Below are 18,805 nucleotides of genomic sequence, written 5' to 3' on the forward strand. Positions count from 1 at the left end.
CGGCCGTAAAAAACAATATTTCAAAAGGAACGTTTACTCTTTGTTTACCCTCGCTTAACAAACATCTTCATACCTGTTTTGCGGGCTGCAAATGTAAGACCCTTTTTTAATTCTCAAAGAGTTTTTTGGAAAAAATTTCATTTTTTTTTGCCCTCATTTTGCACCTGCTTGATAATGAAGCCAAAAGCATCTGAATCATTTTTGCTTTTTTTAAACCTTACCCAGGCCAAGCCTGCAATTTTCACTATTAACCCTTTCTTAACCTTGGTCGACCTAGAGCTCAATTTCGTCTATCCAACCGGAAATTTATCTCCACCCTACATAAAAAAGCATGTCGATAGGGTAAAAAAAATATACAGTCGGGCTAAATCTTTATTCCTTTAAATAGAATTTTGATGGAGTATGGGAATCCTTCCCCATAAATACCCCTCCTAAGAAACTACATTTTTATGAAAAGAAATTCCAAACCAAACCAAAACGGATCACAAAATCGCGATATGGGTAGTTGGGTGCGGAGTAATAATTCGGTTCACTACTGAACAAGGTATTGAAGTGTTCCGCCTTTAAATAGATCCGGGTCTGCTGTATCTTGGCGTTGATGAAGAAGTCCAACATAGGGAAGCTTCCCAACTTCTGGTCATTCTGAAGATAGAACTCCCCTAGGAGCGAATTATAGGCGTCCATGTTATATTCCGAAAAATACTTAAGGGTAATCCCCGTCTGCATAAACATGGCCTTCTTAAAGACCTCTGAGGAAAAATACAGGGTGTTTCTTGTAACGAGCTCTGGAACGTTCAACACTTGATTGGCCTGCGATACGTTTTGGTACATGACCGTATTGTTCAAGGCAAAGCCCCCTAACTTGAATTCCTTGGCGTATTTGATCTTGGTATGGTTGAGTACGTTGTTTTCCTGTAACGGACGGATCGTGGCATTCTCCATGCCCTCCTCTATGGCTTGCAAAGGGTCTTGCCCAAAATAGGTATAGTTGTCTACCGTTTCATAGCTCATGGAAAGATGGCCCCATATTTGGGATTCAAAATCAAAACGCAGACCGTAGACCTGTTCCTTCTCAAAATTAGAGAGGTTCGACCAGTTGTAATTTTCGTAATCGCTTTGATAGAGCAAGAAATTAAAGTTGGGCATCTTCGACGAGCCATATGCAGATACCGCCAGCTTATGCTTGTCGTTAAGCTTATACGATGCAGATGCATTCATTTGATTACCGCCCAAGTCACCCGTTAGATTGTATTTTGCCATGGCCTTGAGCTGAAAACCCTTGATACGTTTTTCATACTCGGCCCCAATAGCAATCTCTTCACCCTTTAAACGGCTCGGTATCTCAACTCCGTTGCCATCGATTAAAATGCTATTGAAAAAATAATTGTAATTATATAGTGATACATTCCCTTGAAGCCTACCAAGGGTGGCATTGTAAAACTCGGCATTGACCTGGTTGTACATGGTCTTTAAACTGGCCCTGTCTTCTATGGATGAGATAAAGTTGTTTCCGTAGTACGCATTCGCCGAGGTTTGGTTAAAGGCGTAATACTTGGTTTCATAATTGAACTGATGGCCAATGCCCAAGGAGGTCTTCTCTTGGCTACTCAAATCCTTTTCCTTTCGAATCAGTTTATATAGATGGTCTAAATAGTAGCGTTTGCCCAGTATCTTACTATTGGCATCACTAAAACGGACATCAATTTTGACACGGTTGCTAAATTCCGAATCGCCCGATTCAAACTGGCCTTCTTCATCTACCAGCCCCCCGTTTTCTATATTCTCTATATCTTGGGCCGCTATATGGGCCCGAAGGCTGTATCGGCCATTTTCGGTAACATAATTGGTCGTCGTCCTAAAATTACCCGATTCCGATTGGTTGTACTGGTACTTGCCCAAAGACCGGAAACCTTTATAGGCAATTGAAAAATTCAGCCGTCTTGACGTATTGAACGCCAAACTGGCATCTAGCAATTGACCTTGCTCAAAAGTGGTCTTAAAGAACAAGTCCGACATGGGCGTTGCCACATTGTAGTACTTTATATCTTCCTTTTCGAAATAGTTACTATGAAGCGCAATGGCCCCCATTTCAGGATATAGGTTATTCGACTTGAAATCGACCCCTAGTTTGTTGTAAGGCTTCCCGACATTTGAAAAAGGCATCAACTCAAAATCGTCCTTTCTTAAATAATTGTACTTGTACTCCTTTTGTATGGTAAGCGTGGTATCTAAAAACGTGGTGTCCCTGGCATAAGAAATAATCTTATAATCCCTTATGGTGACCTCTTCGGGTTCGGGTTCTTTCTCTTTTTCCTTAGGCCCGAGCCTTCTCGGCATACGGCGCATGGCCGTAGTATCTACCTCTTTTCGGGGAGGGATGGAATCTTCTTGGGCGAAGACCTGTACACATGACAACTGAATTAAGAAAATGAGGAAAAAATATTTCATTGAAGTTAATTACAGCGGTAAAGTTAATTTTTTTAGTTCGTAATTAAATGTGAAAATTTAAATATGCCATAATAGCCGGGTCTTTCCCGCAAAAACGATCGCCACCTTCCCTTTATAAGACCACCATGCCCTTGGACCGATTTTCCACAACTAGGAAACGCCCCCATTAAATGTCCGCCCCCCTTTTTGCCATTTCAAAGTATTTGACGATATTTCGAAAATAAGTTGATCTACAACAAGAAGCAAACCATGTTAAAGCCTTACCACCACACCCCAATCAAGGAAGCGGGAACCGACGAAGCCGGAAGGGGATGCTTGGCCGGACCCGTAACCGCAGCGGCCGTAATCTTGCCAAAGGGGTTCAAAAACGAGATTTTGACCGACTCAAAGCAACTCTCACATACAAAACGCGATCTGCTTAGACCTATTATTGAGTCGGATTGCGCGGCCTATGCGGTGTCACATGTGTTTCCCGATGAAATAGACGATATCAATATTTTGAACGCTTCGATTTTGGCCATGCACAAGGCCCTTTCCCAATTAAAAACCGTTCCAAGGTTCATAGTGGTCGACGGCAACAGGTTCAAACCTTTTCAAGACATCCCCCATGAGTGTATTATAAAAGGGGATGGAAAATACCTGAACATTGCCGCTGCATCGGTCTTGGCAAAAACCTACCGAGATGCCTATATGGAAGAACTCCATAAAGAATACCCGGTTTACAATTGGAAAAAGAACAAGGGCTACCCCACAAAAGAACACCGTGAGGCCATTCGCAAATACGGCATTACCAAATACCACCGTAAAAGCTTCAGATTACTTCCCGACCAGTTAGAGCTAGGGCTAAAGCTCTAGTTCTGTTTTTCTTACATGTAGGAATAACACATTTTTGACCATTCATATACTATTTGCTACCATCTATACACTATTTCTGCCCCAGAAATACAAGCTTCTATTGTCAAAATGTGATTTCCTTTAGTTTTGGTGTTAACCTTTTTAGGTGTTTCCCATAAATGAAAGAGAAACACAAAGGCAAATGATTCATGCCTTAACGGATAATACTATTATCAAATACCGATTGACATGAAAAAACGAACACATCTGGCAAAACTGGCAATGGTTTTTCTGGGGCTTTTTTTTGTAAGCCATACAAGTAGCGCGCAAATTCTAAGAAAACTTGGGAAGGCCGCTGAGCGGGCCGCGGAAAGAACCGTTGAAAGACGTGTAGAAAAAGAAACCTCTGAAAAAACCGATCAAGCCCTTGATAGTATTTTTGAACCAGGGGAAAGCAAAAAGAAGACGAAGAAAAAGTCCAGTTCAAAAAAAGACAACACCTCAACCAATAAGGCGCCTACCGAAACCAGCGGTACTAACGGAAACTCCGCTTCCACCGTTCCGAAAAACGCTTCGCCGACCATGGCCATATATAGCAAGTTCGATTTTGTTCCCGGAGACACTCCCCTCTTTTTCGATGATTTTTCAAATGACTTTGTGGGCGATTTTCCCTCACGATGGAATACGAACGGAAGTGGAGAACTGGTTACCGTAGAAGGTGAAAACAGCAAATGGCTAAAACTTCTGCCAGGTTTCACCACTGCGTACATTCCCGATATAAGCCCGTTACCCGACGAATTCACCCTAGAATTTGACGTCATTGCACTAGGACTCGACAAAAAAACCTCGTCACAGGCGTACTTCGGCATTGTTATAGAAGACAACAATACCTTTAAAAAAGGAGCGAACATGGGCATGGTGGAATATTCCCTTTGCCAATTTATAGACCCAGGGATAACCGTAGAAAACAAGGTCGCTTCAAAAAGGGTCATTCGAAACATCGTAAAAGCCGATATACGCCAGGTTGTGAACAACAAACACCACATATCGGTAGCCATCAACAAAGAGCGTTTTCGATTTTGGATAAACGAGAACAAATATATTGACGTACCTCGGCTACTCCCCTCGAATGTACAGATGCAGGGAATAAAATTTATGCTTCGCGGAACGGATACCAATAAAGAATCTATACTAATAAGTAATATGAAGGTAGCCAAAGGAGGTGTTGACTTACGAAGGAAACTATTGGCCGACGGAAAAATATCGACCAACGGCATTCTGTTCAACAGCGGCTCGGCCGAGATACAACCCCAGTCGATGGGCATTATACGGCAGATATATCAGGTACTGCAACAAGACTCTTCCATCAACCTCAAAATCGTAGGCCATACGGACGCCGATGGAGATGACAAGAAAAACCTTCAACTCTCAAAGCAAAGGGCCGAAGCCGTAAAAAATGCACTCGTATCTATATATGATGTATCTTCCAGTAGACTATCTACCGACGGCAAAGGAGAATCTGAACCTGTTGGAGACAACTCAAGCCCCGACGGCAAATCTATGAACCGACGTGTAGAATTCATTAAACTATAAATAACACACCTTATGAAGACCGCTTTATTAACAACCGTATTCTGCCTTATAGTGACCACCGTCACTTTTGCCCAAGACAGCTGTAGCAAATTTTACCCTCTGGAAGAAGGGAGTTCGTTTGAATATACAAATTATGACAAAAAAGAAAAGGTAGAGGGCTCAGTGCACTACACCATTACCGAGGTCCGCTCCGAAGGCGCTGCTTCCGTAGCCACTTTTGATATGAAGTACAAGGATAAAAAAGGAAAGGACCTATTTGAATCAAATTACTCCTTCAGCTGTGAGAACGGCCTGGTCACCATTGACTACAAATCACTTTTCCCCTCGCAAATGATGCAGCAATACACGGAAATGGGGTTGGAGATGGACATCTCGGGAACCGATATCGAACTCCCCAACGACCTGAGTGTAGGCCAACAATTGGCCGATGCCAATGTTACGGTGGCCATGAGTATGAGCGGCATAAACATGAACGTTTCGGTCGACCAGACGAATAGAAAAGTAGAAAAAAGGGAAAACGTGACTACGCCTGCCGGTACTTTTGACTGTTATTTGATTACGGAAAACCACATGACCAAGACCATGGGCGCGACCATTGAAACCTCAACAAAGCTGTGGCTGGCGGAAGGCATAGGCATGGTAAGACAAGAAGCGTACAAAAAGAATGGCACCTTAATGAGCCGAACCGAGCTTACCCGATTTACTAAATAATACAAGCAAAAAACGCTTACTAAATTTATAACCGATGAAAACCAAAATACTCCTTCTTCTGTCACTCCTGTTTATTGTAAGCTCTTGTGACGAAGATGTCACCGAAGGCCTTGTAATCGATCCTGACGATATAATTGACAACGAAAACATCATAGTGGTAGACGAAGGGGCGGATAGCGGAAACCCCAAGATTTTTATTTCGCCCAATGAAGTAATCGTCAAATACGACCCAGGGGTTTCACAAGACTCGGTAAGGCAAGACTTCCCCTTGCTCAATTATAAAAAATGCGACTGCGGGGATACCAATATTGAATTGTGGGTTTTTGACCCCGGCATCGATGAACTTGAAATTGAAGGTGTTGTCCAGAGGCTTTCAAGACGCAGCGGGACACGGGGCGAACGCTCCTTCGACATTCAACTTACACCCGTCGGACCATTTCCCCAGCCCGGACAGGATGTATTAGCCGATACAGTAGGCCTAGTCGGCCCTGCTTCCAGTCTTTCAGTTAACATTGCGGTCATCGATACCGGACTCGATTTTAAAAGATACCTGAACACCGAAAGCCCGGAGAAATTTTTGTTTCCCAGCGGCTACTATAGCTACTGCTACGATACGGGTACCGGTTGGAATTTTACAGGTGAAGGAGACCCCAACTTTGTAGATGATAACGGGCATGGCACCTACGTAACCAAAATCATGACCGACGAACTCGACAAGAAAGGCGTCGACTATCAAATTCTACCTTTAAAGGTTTTCGACGCAAGTGGAAGGGGATCGTATTGGGACGTGCTTTGCTCCTTGGCCTATGTAAAGGACATCAACCATTTTCGTAAGGTAATCGATATCGTAAATGCCAGTTTTGGCGGCGGGCTGCCACGTGAATTTTTTGACGAGCCGGAAGCCGGGGAAACCGAAAACATCTTTACCGAGATGCTGGAAGCCCTTAATGATCAAGGCACATTGGTCATTACCTCGGCCGGAAACAAAGGTGAAGACAACGATACCGGCGTCGAAGGGGATTTCCTGTCCTCTTTTCGGTCTCCCAACATAATCTCGGTTGGCGGTTACGAGTACGATACGATCAATCCTGCTGCACGGCCCATCACACTTCACCGCCTCTCAAATTATGGAAGCGACGGAAGCGTCGATATCGCATTGGCCTTCAACAACTATGAGATCATCTACGATACCAGCGATTCACTCCGAAAACAAAGGGTAACCTTACATGGCACTTCGTATGCCGCGGGCGCCTTGTCGGGAAAGGCCGGCACCCTAATCGACAGCCTAGGCAATCTTTCTATCGAAGATCTGAAAACCCATATCTTCAACTTGACGGAACACGCGCCCCAGCTCGACGGCAAAATAGTCGATGGAAGGGCCCTTATCCGAGAAGAATAAGGGGAAACCACCCTAGAGGGGAAACCGCCCATGGCCATCCATGGGCGGTTTTTTTTTACGGCCGCAGGCACTTTAAGAAACTGCGATATACCATCAAATTTCTTGCTATATTTAAGACCCCGTATTTGACCAACAAATTCCCAAACCCGCTGATCGATATGCCCTTAACCCGAATACCCTCTATGGTGCACCTGCGATTCAACTGTATCCTTTTTTTTCTTTTGGGCCATTTGTGCATGGCACAACAAGAAATCTTGACCGAGATTATCCATACGGATGCGCAGAAGGAAGTGATCGAACAAAAAATCGACGCTTTCTTTGCCTCCCACACAAAAGATATGTCCCCAAGGGAATTGGCCGATTGCTACCACGATGTGGGCAATAAATGGTATCACGAACAGTGGTGGGACACAGGGGAGGAAAGCGATATCGAAAAGGCCATTTATTACACCCAAAAGGCTTTGGAAATCAAGTCAGGGTTAAAAGACCTGGAAAAGGGATCCTTGGACAACACCCGTTTCAACCTCGGTGTATTTTACAGTCTTAAAGGGGAAATTTATAAGGCCCGAAATACTTTCTTGCATATTTCGAACAAGGGAAGTGACGTGGAATGGATACAAAAGGCCCGACTTGAACTAGGCTACAATTATTTGACCACAGGCGATTTTTACAAGGCCCTAAATCAATTTTCAGAGGTCACCTTATTGCATGCCGGGGTGCCAACCTCCCCAAGCACATCGCCATACATCATCGATATCGACGCCCAAATCTTAGTGGCGGAGACCTACGCCGAAATGGACCTGAAGGAATTTTCAAACGAGATACGTTTGAACCTTAAAAAAGCAGACTCCCTCATCGGTCGTTACAAGGAAGCCGACAAACAATACCGAAGGCGTATCGACCATTTGGAGGGCAACCGACTTATCGAAAACGGCAGCTACGAACAGGCCATCGCCAAACACAAGCAAGTACTAAAAGACTCCATGGACCTGGGGCCTAGGGATATAGCGAACATACACAGCAGCATCGGCTACTCCCATTTGAAATTAAAAAACTACGACCAGGCCCTCATCCATTTAAAAAAGGCAAATTCCTTGGTTGAAGATTTTTCCCTTCCTTACGAAAACCTAGGCGATTTTTACCTTGACCAAAATAATTACGAAAAAGCCCTGTACCATTACCAAAAAGCCATTGTACTGTCAACCGACGGCAGAAAGGGAATACGTTTCGATGAGCTTCCGTCCGTTGAGGACCTTGAACTTGCAAGCGAAAAAATTGTTTTGCTTGGCCATGTAATCGCCAAGGCCAACGGCTGGTTAAAGTTTTACGAATACGACAAAAACAAAGACCACCTCGACCATGCTTTAAAAACCTTTGCACTGGCGGATCAACTGGTCGATATCATACGATCGGAAAGTACGGAATACCAATCAAAGCTCTTTTGGCGCGAAAAAGGGGCTTCGTTGTACGCGAAGGCCGTACAGGCATGTTACTTGCTCGACAAGCCCAAAGAAGCCTATTATTATATGGAACGCAACAAGGCCTTATTGCTTTTGGAGGATGTGTCCGTGGAACAGGCAAAGGAATTGGCACAATTGCCCCAAAAAACAATAGAACGCGAGTTCAGGCTCAAACAAAATATTTATTTATCCGAAAACGAATTGAGGAATCTTGAACCTACTTCCGAAAGCTCCCTCGATTCGGTCAGGCAACGGGTCTATGAAAGCAAGCGGATCTATAACGCTTTCTCAGATTCACTGGCTGCGGCCTTTCCCGACTATGCCAACATCAAAAAACAAGTCCGTTTGCTCTCCCATACCGATTTTATATCCGATTACATTTCGGACGATGAAGCCGTACTCCAATATATCCTTAACGAAGAACAAGGATACGGTCTGCTGACATCAAGCGAACAAAGTACTTTCTTTAAACTTGACGACGTAAAAAAATTAAATGATCAACTGATAGTGCTCTACGGCCAATTGACCGACCTGACCACCAGCCGAGACGAGCTGACGCGTTTCAATACCTTATCTCACCAAATTTTTAACCAATTGGTACCCGAAACCGTACACGAGACAATTAAAGGAAAAAAACTGACCCTCATTACCGATTACATCCTACAACAGATTCCTTTTGAAGCCTTTGTGACCGACCTCGAGAATCTCACTTACCTAATAGAGAACACCGAGATCCGGTACGCCTACTCGATGTCGTACCTAAATGCAAAAAAACAGGTCTCCAGTAAGGCCAAAAACGATTTTTTGGCCATAGCCCCTATAACATTTAACACTCTGGAACTTCCAGAACTTGTGTTTAGTAAATCTGAAGTGGAAGAAGCGGAAAGAATCTTTCCCGGAAAAAGGCTGATGAACCAAGAAGCTACAAAAGCAAGGTTCTTAGAACAGGTAAACGACTATAACATTATACATCTTTCTACCCATGCCGATATTGGCGAGGAGAACGACCCTTGGATCGCCTTCAGTGACGAAAAAATGTTTCTGAACGAGGTGTATGCTACCAAAAATCAAGCTGACATCGTTGTGTTAAGTGCCTGTAATACTTCGATAGGCGAACTTAAAAAAGGCGAAGGGGCCATGAGTTTGGCCCGAGGCTTCTTTCATTCCGGGGCGAAAAGCGTGGTATCTTCCCTATGGTCTACCAATGACAAGAGCAGTAAGGAACTTATGGTAGCTTTTTACCAAGGTCTTGATGAGGGACTCACCAAATCGGCCGCCCTACGGAAGGCCAAAATCGATTATATCAACAAGTATCGGGGCAGCAGTATTTCTCCGGCCTATTGGAGCGCTTTGATCATTATCGGGGACAACATACCAATCAGGCCTGCCCATAACCAATGGTCTTATATCTTATATATAGTTCTAGGGACTCTATTGGCCTTAGTGCTTTATCTTCTTGTCAAAAGAAGGGAACACCTTTCCTGAATTTATTCCAAGTCCTTTAAAAGTTTAGAGGCTTCCTCTTTTTTATATCGGCCATCGGCTACCAAATCGTTCAACATACGGATGGCATTTTCCTTTTCATTTATCTTCAAATAGGCCAGTGCCACATACCAAAGGGCCTGTGGCCTAAACTCTCCCTTTTCGTTTATTGTTTCATCAAAAAGGGCAATAGCCTTCTCGGCCTGCCCATTTTTAAGATAGGATTGTGCCAAGTAGAAATTGACCGCTTCGGTGTTCTTTGTTTCTTTCAACTGGGTAAAAAGGGCTATCGCCTGAACATTATCGTTGGTCTCATAGGCCACAAAGGCTTGTCGCTCCAACGAAGTATCGGCTTCCTCTCCACGGGTAATGGCATATACCGTATTCGGATACTCTTGAAAGTGCTCCTCATACATATCCATATAACCCGATCCTGAAAAATTGTTGTAGCCCAACCAGCCCAAGCCGACCAATAAAGCTATCGAGGCCGCCATGGCCCATTTTCGATAAACGGTAAACGGTGCTCTTGCCGTTTCTTCTTTTTGAATACCTTCTTCAAAGCCTATAAGTTTGGCCTTAAGTTGTTTGGCCTCCTTTTCACGAATAACCCTCTTGAGGTTATTTTCAAAATCGAATTGCTGCTTGAATTCACCATCGGTCTCCAAAAGTTGGGCGAATAGTCTTTCTTGCTCGGGCGTTAGCCGGTTTGAAAAGTAATCGTAGAGTAATTGCTCCTTATCCATGACTAGTAGGTATTTTCTTGGATGCGTTCCTTTAATGTTTTCATACACCTCGATTTGGCCGCCTTGACCACATTTTCACTATTGTAATTCCCCGCTTTCATTATTTCTTGAATGGTGTAACCACGATAATAAAAGAAGGTCAGTAATTCTTGGCATTTAGCCCCGAGGTCTTTAAAATGCTTCTGGAGTAGTTTCTGTTCCCTTGTCAGGTCGGACCGCTCCAGGTCAAGCGTACTTATCTGTTCATCAGTGTCGCCTACCCGAGTGAGGTCGTAGCTTCCTGAGACTGTTTTTTTGTTCTTCCTCATCCTATCAAAAATTAAATACTTGCCAATAGAGAATAGATAGGTAGAAACACTGCTGGTCAAGCTTTCTAATTTCCCGTTCATTATGTTTTCATAAAAAACGATATAGGCATCTTGATAGATATCGATGTTCTCTTCTTCCGTAAGCTTATAGCGCCTCGCAAAATTCAAAAACTTAGACCGGTTATCTTCATAGACCTTCCGGAGTGTTTCTTCAGAACCTGCTTGAAGCTCTTCCAGTGTAATATTTTTATCTGTCTCTTGCACTTTAATAAACAGGAATTGAAAAGGTTAACATCAACGGCCGCTAATTTAACGTTTTTTGTATGCGCTTTTTGATTATTGCCGGCATATCCCTCAATAATTGGCCGATTGTAGTATTTAAACTACAAACGTTTACTAAAAAACTTCCGGATTATGCTTGGTATTAACCTTTGCCCCCCTAAAACAAGAACACAAAATTTTTAACCATGGAAACTTATAGGAAATTGGAGATAACAAAAAGAATTTTGATGGTCGCTTTGATAGTAACCCTCTGAATATACTATCAACTATAGGCCCAAAATGATTTCCTGACCTAATTTCCCTGTCATGCATAGGTCGAGGGAAATCGTATCACGCCTGTCCCAAACGAGCAAGCCGAGGCCAACCCCGTGGTTTTCCCCCCTTATCTTAACCTTCACCTTCCGCTACCATTAAAGGAAAACTAAAAGTATCACCACAAAAGAAAATATCATGAAAACACCAACAACATTTTTTATTGTCTTACTGTTAGGTATGTTCCTGTTGAATACTTCCTGCTCCAAAGATGACGGACCCAGCGCACCCGAGCCCGTGGCCAAGGAAGAAACAATTAAAGAAGAAATAGAAGAAGAACCGGCCAACAACCCTCCGGACAGCTTTAATTTGATCGGGGTAATCGATGGCGTCACAGACGTGGATGTCTACCCTACCTTTAGCTGGGAAGAAGCTACCGATCCAGATGGCGATACCATTACCTACAACTTATATTTAGGTAGAGAAGAAGACCCAACCCAACTGTACGCGGCAGACCTTACCGACACTTCTTATGAGCTTACATAAGGTTTGCATACCTATGAACCTATTACTGGAAAGTAGTGGCCAAAGATCCCAACAACGCAGAGGTAGGTAGTAGCATAAACCAGTTTAGCACTAGAGGCCTTAATTTTAACCATACCCCCGTTACGGCTGTTGCCCCTTTCTCGGGAAGATTAATTCATACCACAGCTGTTTTGAACAAATAAATTATGGGTCATTGGGGGGCTAGATGGAAACAGAAAAAATGACGTCTGGGCTTTTAATTAAATCCGCAACAAAAAACCTCAGTTAAACCCTGAGTTTTTTTTATGCCCCAATGTTAACCTTTTTGCGTCACGTTCATAAAATGAAAAACAATCGATATTCCTTAAAACTTTATAATTATGAACTTTTCAAAGAAAAATCACGAACACTTTAATTGCAATAGCGAACACGTGAGTAAAACTTCAGTAAAATTTTTAATTTGCTTCATTATGGCACTTACCATTGCAGCCTTGACCTCGTGCCAAAAAGACAACCTTGAAGACGCGGTACTCACAGAAACCGTTCATGGAGAGCAGGGCGTCGCAGGCACGGCGGGCGAAAACGGACGAGACGGCGAAAAGGGCGATACCGGGGAACAAGGGCCACAGGGCGAACAAGGGCCACAAGGAGAAAAAGGAGAGAGAGGTCCTCAAGGCGAACAGGGGCCACAAGGAGAAATCGGAGCCGCAGGAGCAAATGGAGCCGATGGGGAAGATGGAAATGCCAATGTTCGATCGTTTAAATTTAGCCTTACAAGTGTAGCCTCATCGCACCATACCATCGAAATGCCGCAATTGACCACCGAGGTAATGGAAAATGACGTTATTCTGACCTATTTACAATTTTCAAGACCGCTTTTGTTGACATATCAACTACCTGCCACGATAAATGTCGGTCTTGGCGGAGGGCGAAGCCTTGCCGCGGACATTTCGGCATCACTTTGGGTAGGTGAAATTACATTATCGCTAAAAAAACCAGGGGAGCTGACCAGTCTTATGGATTCCGATATTCGTGCCGGGGACTTAAAAACCCTACGGGTCGTCATCATCAAATCGACAGAAAGCACAACTGGAAAAACTGCTGAACAAAACGTTCGGGCAGAACTAAAGTCGGCGGGAGTTAACATTAGTAATTATGATGAAGTGGCGCGATATTATGGTATTGATTAATCTAATCAACTTTAAAAATTAGAAATTATAAAAGCACGAATGAAATTTTTTACGATAACGGTCATGGCCTTGACCCTTGGTTTGGCCTCATGCTCAAAATAAGGCGATATCGGCCCTATTGGCCCAGAAGGATTACAAGGTATCCAAGGTGAGCAAGGGCTTCAAGGAGAACCTGGGCAAGATGGCGAGGAAGGTAATGCGAATGTAATTATATCTAACTGTATTGAAGCAATAAGAGATTATTTTGGCCCCATTGCAGAAATGAATATCCCTCTATCGGAAATTGCCCCGTCAATCATAGAAAGTAGTGTCGTATTGGTTTATATGAAACTAAATGGTTTTCACGAACGTATTTGGCCATAAGGCCACGCCTCTTTACCCCCCATAACTATCGAAACGGAAAGTTCTGAATAAGCATTCACCTATTTTTTAGTAACGAAAACTTAAATATACAATATCGTATAAGCCCTATTGTTGAGTTTAATTCGTTTCCTTCGGATACTGAATTTGGACATGGAATTAGACCTTCTAACATGGCCAAAAAAAACAACAGCGTATATTTTTCTAAGTTGGATTATTATGAGTTGATAGATTATATAGGTTGAAATACTAAAGGTCAAATAACAAAAAACCACGGCACAAACCGTGTTTTTTTTATGCCCGAATGTTAACCTTGGCATACGTGTTTCATAAAATGACAAACAAATAAATAACAAACATTATGAAAATTACTAAAGTTTATACAGCAGTTTTAGCCTTAACATCATTATTGTTTATCAATTGCAGCAAAGGTGACGATGATAATGGCGGGAATCCACCGGTTCAAGAAACCCCAACGATTGAAGGTACTTGGAAGGTCGTAACCAATAACTACTTTGACGATTCAAAATATTTCATAATCAATGAAGATAATACCTTACACATTCTTTACGAAGACAACCTTGGTTTCAAGGGTGCCCAAAATGCCAACTATACCAATAACGAAGAAGAACTTCAACTGACCATAAATTTTGGATACGCCTCTTTATTGGCCAATTATACCGTCAGTAGTGATGACCTTGTTCTCAATTTCCCCGATGGTAGCATTTCCTTAACAAAGGAAACAACTGCCCTAGACCCCGACAACTGGATCAAAAAGCTAAAAATCATTAACGAAGGCGATGCCCCTTGGACCGAAAGCATCGATATCGCATGGAACGGCAGCCAACTCGTTATAGGAAACGGATACGAGGCCGAAGCTATCGGACTCGTAAACCCTGAAACATTTGCCCTAGAAGGTACCATTGCTACCACTAGAAGCGCATTTGCCGTCGAAATCGAGAACTATGATGACGAGGAAAAATACATTTTTCAAAGTGACAACGGGAACAACAAATTTCATATGTACGATTTAGCGGATAACACACATGAGGATGAGTCCCTCCCATTAGGAAGTTGGATACACGGCTTGGCATCTATAGATCACCAGACCATATGGGCTTCCAGTAACAATGAAGATTCGATTTACCTCTATGACTATGATTCGAAAACCATTTTACAAACCATCGACCTTGAAGAAAAAAGTCCAAACGGCCTAGATTATCAAGCCGGCTATCTTTATATCTGTGCCAGTGGTCAACTCTATAAGTGTAATGTTTCCGATGGCTTTGAGGTTATAGAGTCGTATACCCTACCCGACTATTCAATAACGGGCATAGCTTATGATGGCAGTTACTTTTGGGTATATGCGGAAAAGAACAGTGAAGGCAAACTCGTTCAGTTAGACCTAAGCATCTAAAGAATTGAACCGCGCATCTAACTTTTATAGCCCATACTGTCGTCTATTAAAAAAATATAATAAACCCGAAAAGCAAAAATCATGAAAATTATAAAATATATAACGGTATGTACCCTCTTTCTAAGCTTCCTTTCTTCTTGTGATAAAGACTTGGTCGGCGAAGCCAAGGACCTTGAAGAAGGACCGACGAAAGGACTTCCCGAAGACGACAGTCTGAGGCTTGAAATCACGACCGTGACCCATGAAGACCAAATGGGCAGTTTTTACGACAATGGAATAGTAGAATTTCAAGGTAAAATATGGTCTGTGGCCGGATATAACAGCTATAGCTTACCAAATTGCAACAGTGATATCTGGAGCAGCGATAATGGTATCAATTGGCGTAGTGTAACTTCAAACCACTTTGGAGCGAGAAGGGGACATGCGACCGCGGTTTTTAAGGACAAGATTTGGGTCATAAGTGGCATAAATACAGATGCTTCTCCTTGGGTGGAATACGACGATATATGGTCTTCAACCGATGGGGAAGCATGGACACAAGAATTGGAACACGCCCCATTCGGGCATATGTTCTACCCTAGTTTAACCGTCTTTCACGACAAGATGTTCATTATAGGCACATCGTCTTCTGATGAAATGGTGGTCTGGTCGACCGCCGATGGCATTTCATGGAACTTAGAGGCCTCTTCCCCTTTTCCGAAAAGGGAATCGCATCAGACCGTAGTCTTTAATGATAAAATGTATGTTATAGGGGGGCAAACCGCAGGTCACGCCTATAATGATATATGGAGCAGCGATGACGGTGCTACCTGGACCAACCTCACCCTGTCCGGCGATGTGTTTTCCGGAAGGTTCGGCCACGGAGTCACGGTATACGACAATAAGGTCTGGGTACTTGGCGGAACAGGTATTCTTACAGGGCCTTATGCCGACCTCTATTATTCGGAAGATATGGAAGAATGGACCCAATATACCGATTTAGGCCCATCACCTACTCCGCTGAGCAATTTCGGCACGCTTACCTACAATGGGGCCATTTGGATCTTTGGCGGTTACGACAACCGCGAACCCATTGGTGAAATCGTTACGCTCAAAGCCATTTAATTAGTCTCTATAAAGACACTTCCATATCGATAAGCCTCTTTATTAATTCTTGGAAGAGGCAATCAATTTCAAAGTGGTTTTGTAAACGAAGGACCGAAATCCGAAAGAAATACTTTCATATAAACAAAAAACCGAGTTAGACTCGGTTTTTTTTATTCCGATGTTAACCTATGTGCTTTCCTTACATAGAATAGAGAACCCTATAATGAAAGAACATGGACACTTATGAAAAATTAGAATTCCTTAAAAGGATACTCATCCTTGCCTTTATGGTAACGATATCGATCCTGATCACACTTGTGGCCTAAATTCCGACTCGACCCTATACTTCGCAACGCTTGCCCATTAACAACTTAAAAGCTTCAATTATGTACACGACAAAACACCTCAATTCAACTTTAAGAAAATTTGCCACTATAGCTTTCTTACCTTTTCTTATGGGAAGCTGCGAAACCGAAATACCTTTGGAAGACAGCGACCCACCAAACTTTAGTATTCAAATTACGGGAGACGGATTTAGCGAAACCTTTGACCAAGACACCGATTTCGACAGCTTTCAATTGAATCTTAAAAGAGAGACCACCTATGATTTTATATTGACCGGAGCCGACCAAGGCGGGTTAAAACGTTTGGAAATGTATTTTACCCCTGATTACATTGATATGAACGCCAACCTATACGGACCTTGGCAAGTGACCACCCTAACATTCCTGACAGATTTGATTTCTTGGAACGGCGATCGCTCTTCTCCCCTTACCGGAACAGTGTTAGACGGTTCGTTCACCACCAAGGGCGACAATGTTTCCTTGGAAATCTCCCTCTACCTATTAGACTATGGCGGTGACTCTGGAAGTTCGAACAGTTCCAGTGCTGCACTAAATATCTTTATTGACGACCACGAAACGGAAATCGTGTTTTTCTAAATAGATTCGGCGCACCCTATCCCCTGTATTTCTTTTTATTATATGATGTTAACCTTAACTTACGTTATGCATAAAACACCAAACGCATAAATAACAAGCATTATGAAAACCACATTTAAAATTTTATTCTTGAGTTTTTTCAGTATCGCAGCACTAACGACTTCCTGTTCAAAGGATGGGGATACTGGCCCAATAGGCCCCCAAGGAGAGCAAGGACCGGCAGGCGAACAAGGTGTGCAGGGCCCAGAAGGACCAGCAGGGGAAGATGGCAACGCCAATGTAATCGCTTCCGAATGGTTTCCCTTAACTTTTGAAAAAACCATGGTAAACGAACTGCCGCATTTTAATGGCAACAAAGCAGTTCCGGAAATTACTTCTGAAATCGTTGAAGAAGGAACAGTAATCGTTTACGGCAAACTAAACGGTTATACCGAAAACGTTTGGCCGACCGACAAAGTAGCCCAATTTCCGATTACGCTCATGTACAATGCCTTGGGAAATACCCAAATCGACATTTATAAAGCGTTTATTTCTGAAGGAAACATACAATTCAACGTTACCGAAAACTATGATATCCATGGTGGTGTAAGCCCATATCATATGTATAGGTATATTATCATCCCAACAAACTCGGTTACGGAAAAATCCCAAAATCCCAACTTTAGCAAAATGACCTACCGTGAAGTTATGGACCATTTTGGACTTGATTATTGATAAAATCATTTACAAAATGAAAAACCGAGGCCTACACCTCGGTTTTTTTATGCGCCGATGTTAACCTTGCTATAGCCTATTCCATAAAAAGCCAAACGTATAAATAACAAGTATTATGAAAACTACATTGAAAATTCTATTCATGACTTTTTTGAGCATTACTGCACTGATTACTTCCTGTTCAAAAGATGGGGATGTCGGTCCAATAGGGCCACAAGGGGAGGAAGGCCCAATTGGCCCCCAAGGAGAGCAAGGTGAACAAGGACTCCAAGGTGAACAGGGCCCACAAGGACCAGCCGGTGAAAACGGGGAAGATGGGAAGGACGGCAACGCCGAAGTATATTACAGCGATTGGATTCCTGCCAATTTTACGGGCACCTCGGAAACTATACAATATATGGGAATCGATTTTCCTGCTTCTATGGAATCCGCCTTTAGAATTAAAAACACCCATATTGTTTTGGTCTATTTCACCGGTTACGGCGACGGCAACGTTTACCAACTACCTGTTCTCAATTTTAGAGGAGCCCAATTTACCTTTGGCTATGGTTCTGGCAGTGCCGCTTCAGAGGATATCAACATATATGCAAGATCAACAAGCACCAGTCCGCTGAGCGAGTACGCCATAAGCCCTGAACGAGGGAATAGGTTCCGTTACCTTATCATTCCCCCGAACATACTCATCTCTTCAAAAGGGAATACACCGGATTTTAACAAAATGACCTACCGTGAAGTTATGGACCATTTTGGACTTGATTATTGATAAAATCATTTACAAAATGAAAAACCGAGGCCTACACCTCGGTTTTTTTATGCGCCGATGTTAACCATGACCTATGAAAAAGCCTTCCCATAGTTATTTCCAAAGAGGTTATAATGGATATTGATGAAATCAATGTTGGGTCCCTCGTTGTAGAAGTAATATCCGATTCTGGCCAAACGCTGGACTTTAGATTCATTCTTGTTAAAGGCAATCTAGCCGGAAAAACAGAAAGGGAAAACATTAAAAAAATGACTTACGAAGAAATTATGCAGTATTTTGGCTTGGAATAGTAATGTG

The 18,805-nt window shown here is 42.9% G+C and carries 16 protein-coding genes and 1 pseudogene; 14 read left to right on the top strand and 3 right to left on the bottom strand.

Annotated features, from left to right (window positions below):
- Positions 1–447: 447 nt before the first annotated feature.
- Positions 448–2,448, bottom strand: coding sequence for a putative porin (locus tag B4Q04_RS00010; RefSeq protein WP_088695627.1), 2,001 nt, complete (start codon positions 2,446–2,448; stop codon positions 448–450).
- A 249-nt stretch (positions 2,449–2,697) separates the two neighbouring features.
- Here B4Q04_RS00010 and B4Q04_RS00015 point away from each other — a divergent pair, with 249 nt between their 5' ends.
- The 5 genes from B4Q04_RS00015 to B4Q04_RS00035 all read left to right on the top strand — a co-directional run bounded on the left by B4Q04_RS00015 (position 2,698) and on the right by B4Q04_RS00035 (position 9,930).
- Complete coding sequence (locus B4Q04_RS00015; RefSeq protein ID WP_088696355.1) at positions 2,698–3,303, top strand: ribonuclease HII; 606 nt, start codon at positions 2,698–2,700, stop codon at positions 3,301–3,303.
- A 228-nt stretch (positions 3,304–3,531) separates the two neighbouring features.
- Complete coding sequence (locus B4Q04_RS00020) at positions 3,532–4,875, top strand: OmpA family protein (RefSeq protein WP_088695628.1); 1,344 nt, start codon at positions 3,532–3,534, stop codon at positions 4,873–4,875.
- Positions 4,876–4,887: 12 nt separating this feature from the next.
- Positions 4,888–5,586 (top strand): hypothetical protein, encoded by a 699-nt coding sequence (locus B4Q04_RS00025; protein WP_013992303.1) that lies wholly within the window; start codon positions 4,888–4,890, stop codon positions 5,584–5,586.
- A 34-nt stretch (positions 5,587–5,620) separates the two neighbouring features.
- Entirely contained in the window at positions 5,621–6,985 is a 1,365-nt protein-coding gene (locus B4Q04_RS00030) for a S8 family serine peptidase (protein ID WP_088695629.1), read from the top strand.
- A gap of 125 nt (positions 6,986–7,110) precedes the next feature.
- Positions 7,111–9,930: a CHAT domain-containing protein gene (locus B4Q04_RS00035; protein ID WP_123772305.1), complete on the top strand. Its 2,820-nt coding sequence runs from the start codon at positions 7,111–7,113 to the stop codon at positions 9,928–9,930.
- A gap of 2 nt (positions 9,931–9,932) precedes the next feature.
- Here B4Q04_RS00035 and B4Q04_RS00040 read toward each other — a convergent pair whose 3' ends face one another.
- Together B4Q04_RS00040 and B4Q04_RS00045 are read right to left on the bottom strand one after the other, a co-directional pair.
- The gene (locus tag B4Q04_RS00040; RefSeq protein ID WP_088695631.1) at positions 9,933–10,670 is read right to left on the bottom strand and encodes a tetratricopeptide repeat protein; all 738 of its coding nucleotides are present in this window, start codon (positions 10,668–10,670) and stop codon (positions 9,933–9,935) included.
- A gap of 2 nt (positions 10,671–10,672) precedes the next feature.
- Entirely contained in the window at positions 10,673–11,242 is a 570-nt protein-coding gene (locus B4Q04_RS00045) for an RNA polymerase sigma factor (protein WP_013992307.1), read from the bottom strand.
- A 468-nt stretch (positions 11,243–11,710) separates the two neighbouring features.
- Here B4Q04_RS00045 and B4Q04_RS00050 point away from each other — a divergent pair, with 468 nt between their 5' ends.
- The 9 genes and pseudogenes from B4Q04_RS00050 to B4Q04_RS22610 all read left to right on the top strand — a co-directional run bounded on the left by B4Q04_RS00050 (position 11,711) and on the right by B4Q04_RS22610 (position 18,798).
- Positions 11,711–12,058 (top strand): hypothetical protein, encoded by a 348-nt coding sequence (locus B4Q04_RS00050; protein ID WP_123772306.1) that lies wholly within the window; start codon positions 11,711–11,713, stop codon positions 12,056–12,058.
- Positions 12,059–12,238: 180 nt separating this feature from the next.
- Positions 12,239–12,301 (top strand): annotated as a pseudogene (locus B4Q04_RS23140) (hypothetical protein); the annotation flags it as partial.
- A 206-nt stretch (positions 12,302–12,507) separates the two neighbouring features.
- Positions 12,508–13,227, top strand: a complete 720-nt coding sequence (locus B4Q04_RS23040; protein ID WP_262508217.1) for a collagen-like protein — start codon at positions 12,508–12,510, stop codon at positions 13,225–13,227.
- Positions 13,228–13,948: 721 nt separating this feature from the next.
- On the top strand, positions 13,949–15,004 hold the full coding sequence (locus B4Q04_RS00060) for a YncE family protein (RefSeq protein WP_123772307.1): 1,056 nt from the start codon (positions 13,949–13,951) through the stop codon (positions 15,002–15,004).
- 81 nt (positions 15,005–15,085) lie between these two features.
- Entirely contained in the window at positions 15,086–16,108 is a 1,023-nt protein-coding gene (locus tag B4Q04_RS00065; RefSeq protein ID WP_088695634.1) for a hypothetical protein, read from the top strand.
- A 368-nt stretch (positions 16,109–16,476) separates the two neighbouring features.
- On the top strand, positions 16,477–17,031 hold the full coding sequence (locus B4Q04_RS00070) for a hypothetical protein (protein WP_123772308.1): 555 nt from the start codon (positions 16,477–16,479) through the stop codon (positions 17,029–17,031).
- Positions 17,032–17,133: 102 nt separating this feature from the next.
- Positions 17,134–17,745 (top strand): collagen-like protein, encoded by a 612-nt coding sequence (locus tag B4Q04_RS00075; protein WP_013992316.1) that lies wholly within the window; start codon positions 17,134–17,136, stop codon positions 17,743–17,745.
- A gap of 115 nt (positions 17,746–17,860) precedes the next feature.
- Positions 17,861–18,508, top strand: a complete 648-nt coding sequence (locus B4Q04_RS22605; RefSeq protein WP_088695636.1) for a collagen-like protein — start codon at positions 17,861–17,863, stop codon at positions 18,506–18,508.
- A gap of 113 nt (positions 18,509–18,621) precedes the next feature.
- Positions 18,622–18,798, top strand: coding sequence for a hypothetical protein (locus B4Q04_RS22610; RefSeq protein WP_013992318.1), 177 nt, complete (start codon positions 18,622–18,624; stop codon positions 18,796–18,798).
- Positions 18,799–18,805 lie beyond the last annotated feature (7 nt).

The sequence above is a fragment of the Zobellia sp. OII3 genome, from assembly GCF_002211465.1.
GTDB classification, from domain to species: domain Bacteria; phylum Bacteroidota; class Bacteroidia; order Flavobacteriales; family Flavobacteriaceae; genus Zobellia; species Zobellia galactanivorans.

What these genes read in the sequence shown, in the direction of transcription:
- B4Q04_RS00010 (WP_088695627.1), bottom strand. Translation starts at nt 2,448, where the DNA reads ATGAAATATTTTTTCCTCATTTTCTTAATTCAGTTGTCATGTGTACAG.
- B4Q04_RS00015 (WP_088696355.1), top strand. Translation starts at nt 2,698, where the DNA reads ATGTTAAAGCCTTACCACCACACCCCAATCAAGGAAGCGGGAACCGAC.
- B4Q04_RS00020 (WP_088695628.1), top strand. Translation starts at nt 3,532, where the DNA reads ATGAAAAAACGAACACATCTGGCAAAACTGGCAATGGTTTTTCTGGGG.
- B4Q04_RS00025 (WP_013992303.1), top strand. Translation starts at nt 4,888, where the DNA reads ATGAAGACCGCTTTATTAACAACCGTATTCTGCCTTATAGTGACCACC.
- B4Q04_RS00030 (WP_088695629.1), top strand. Translation starts at nt 5,621, where the DNA reads ATGAAAACCAAAATACTCCTTCTTCTGTCACTCCTGTTTATTGTAAGC.
- B4Q04_RS00040 (WP_088695631.1), bottom strand. Translation starts at nt 10,670, where the DNA reads ATGGATAAGGAGCAATTACTCTACGATTACTTTTCAAACCGGCTAACG.
- B4Q04_RS00050 (WP_123772306.1), top strand. Translation starts at nt 11,711, where the DNA reads ATGAAAACACCAACAACATTTTTTATTGTCTTACTGTTAGGTATGTTC.
- B4Q04_RS23040 (WP_262508217.1), top strand. Translation starts at nt 12,508, where the DNA reads ATGGCACTTACCATTGCAGCCTTGACCTCGTGCCAAAAAGACAACCTT.
- B4Q04_RS00060 (WP_123772307.1), top strand. Translation starts at nt 13,949, where the DNA reads ATGAAAATTACTAAAGTTTATACAGCAGTTTTAGCCTTAACATCATTA.
- B4Q04_RS00065 (WP_088695634.1), top strand. Translation starts at nt 15,086, where the DNA reads ATGAAAATTATAAAATATATAACGGTATGTACCCTCTTTCTAAGCTTC.
- B4Q04_RS00070 (WP_123772308.1), top strand. Translation starts at nt 16,477, where the DNA reads ATGTACACGACAAAACACCTCAATTCAACTTTAAGAAAATTTGCCACT.
- B4Q04_RS00075 (WP_013992316.1), top strand. Translation starts at nt 17,134, where the DNA reads ATGAAAACCACATTTAAAATTTTATTCTTGAGTTTTTTCAGTATCGCA.
- B4Q04_RS22605 (WP_088695636.1), top strand. Translation starts at nt 17,861, where the DNA reads ATGAAAACTACATTGAAAATTCTATTCATGACTTTTTTGAGCATTACT.
- B4Q04_RS22610 (WP_013992318.1), top strand. Translation starts at nt 18,622, where the DNA reads ATGGATATTGATGAAATCAATGTTGGGTCCCTCGTTGTAGAAGTAATA.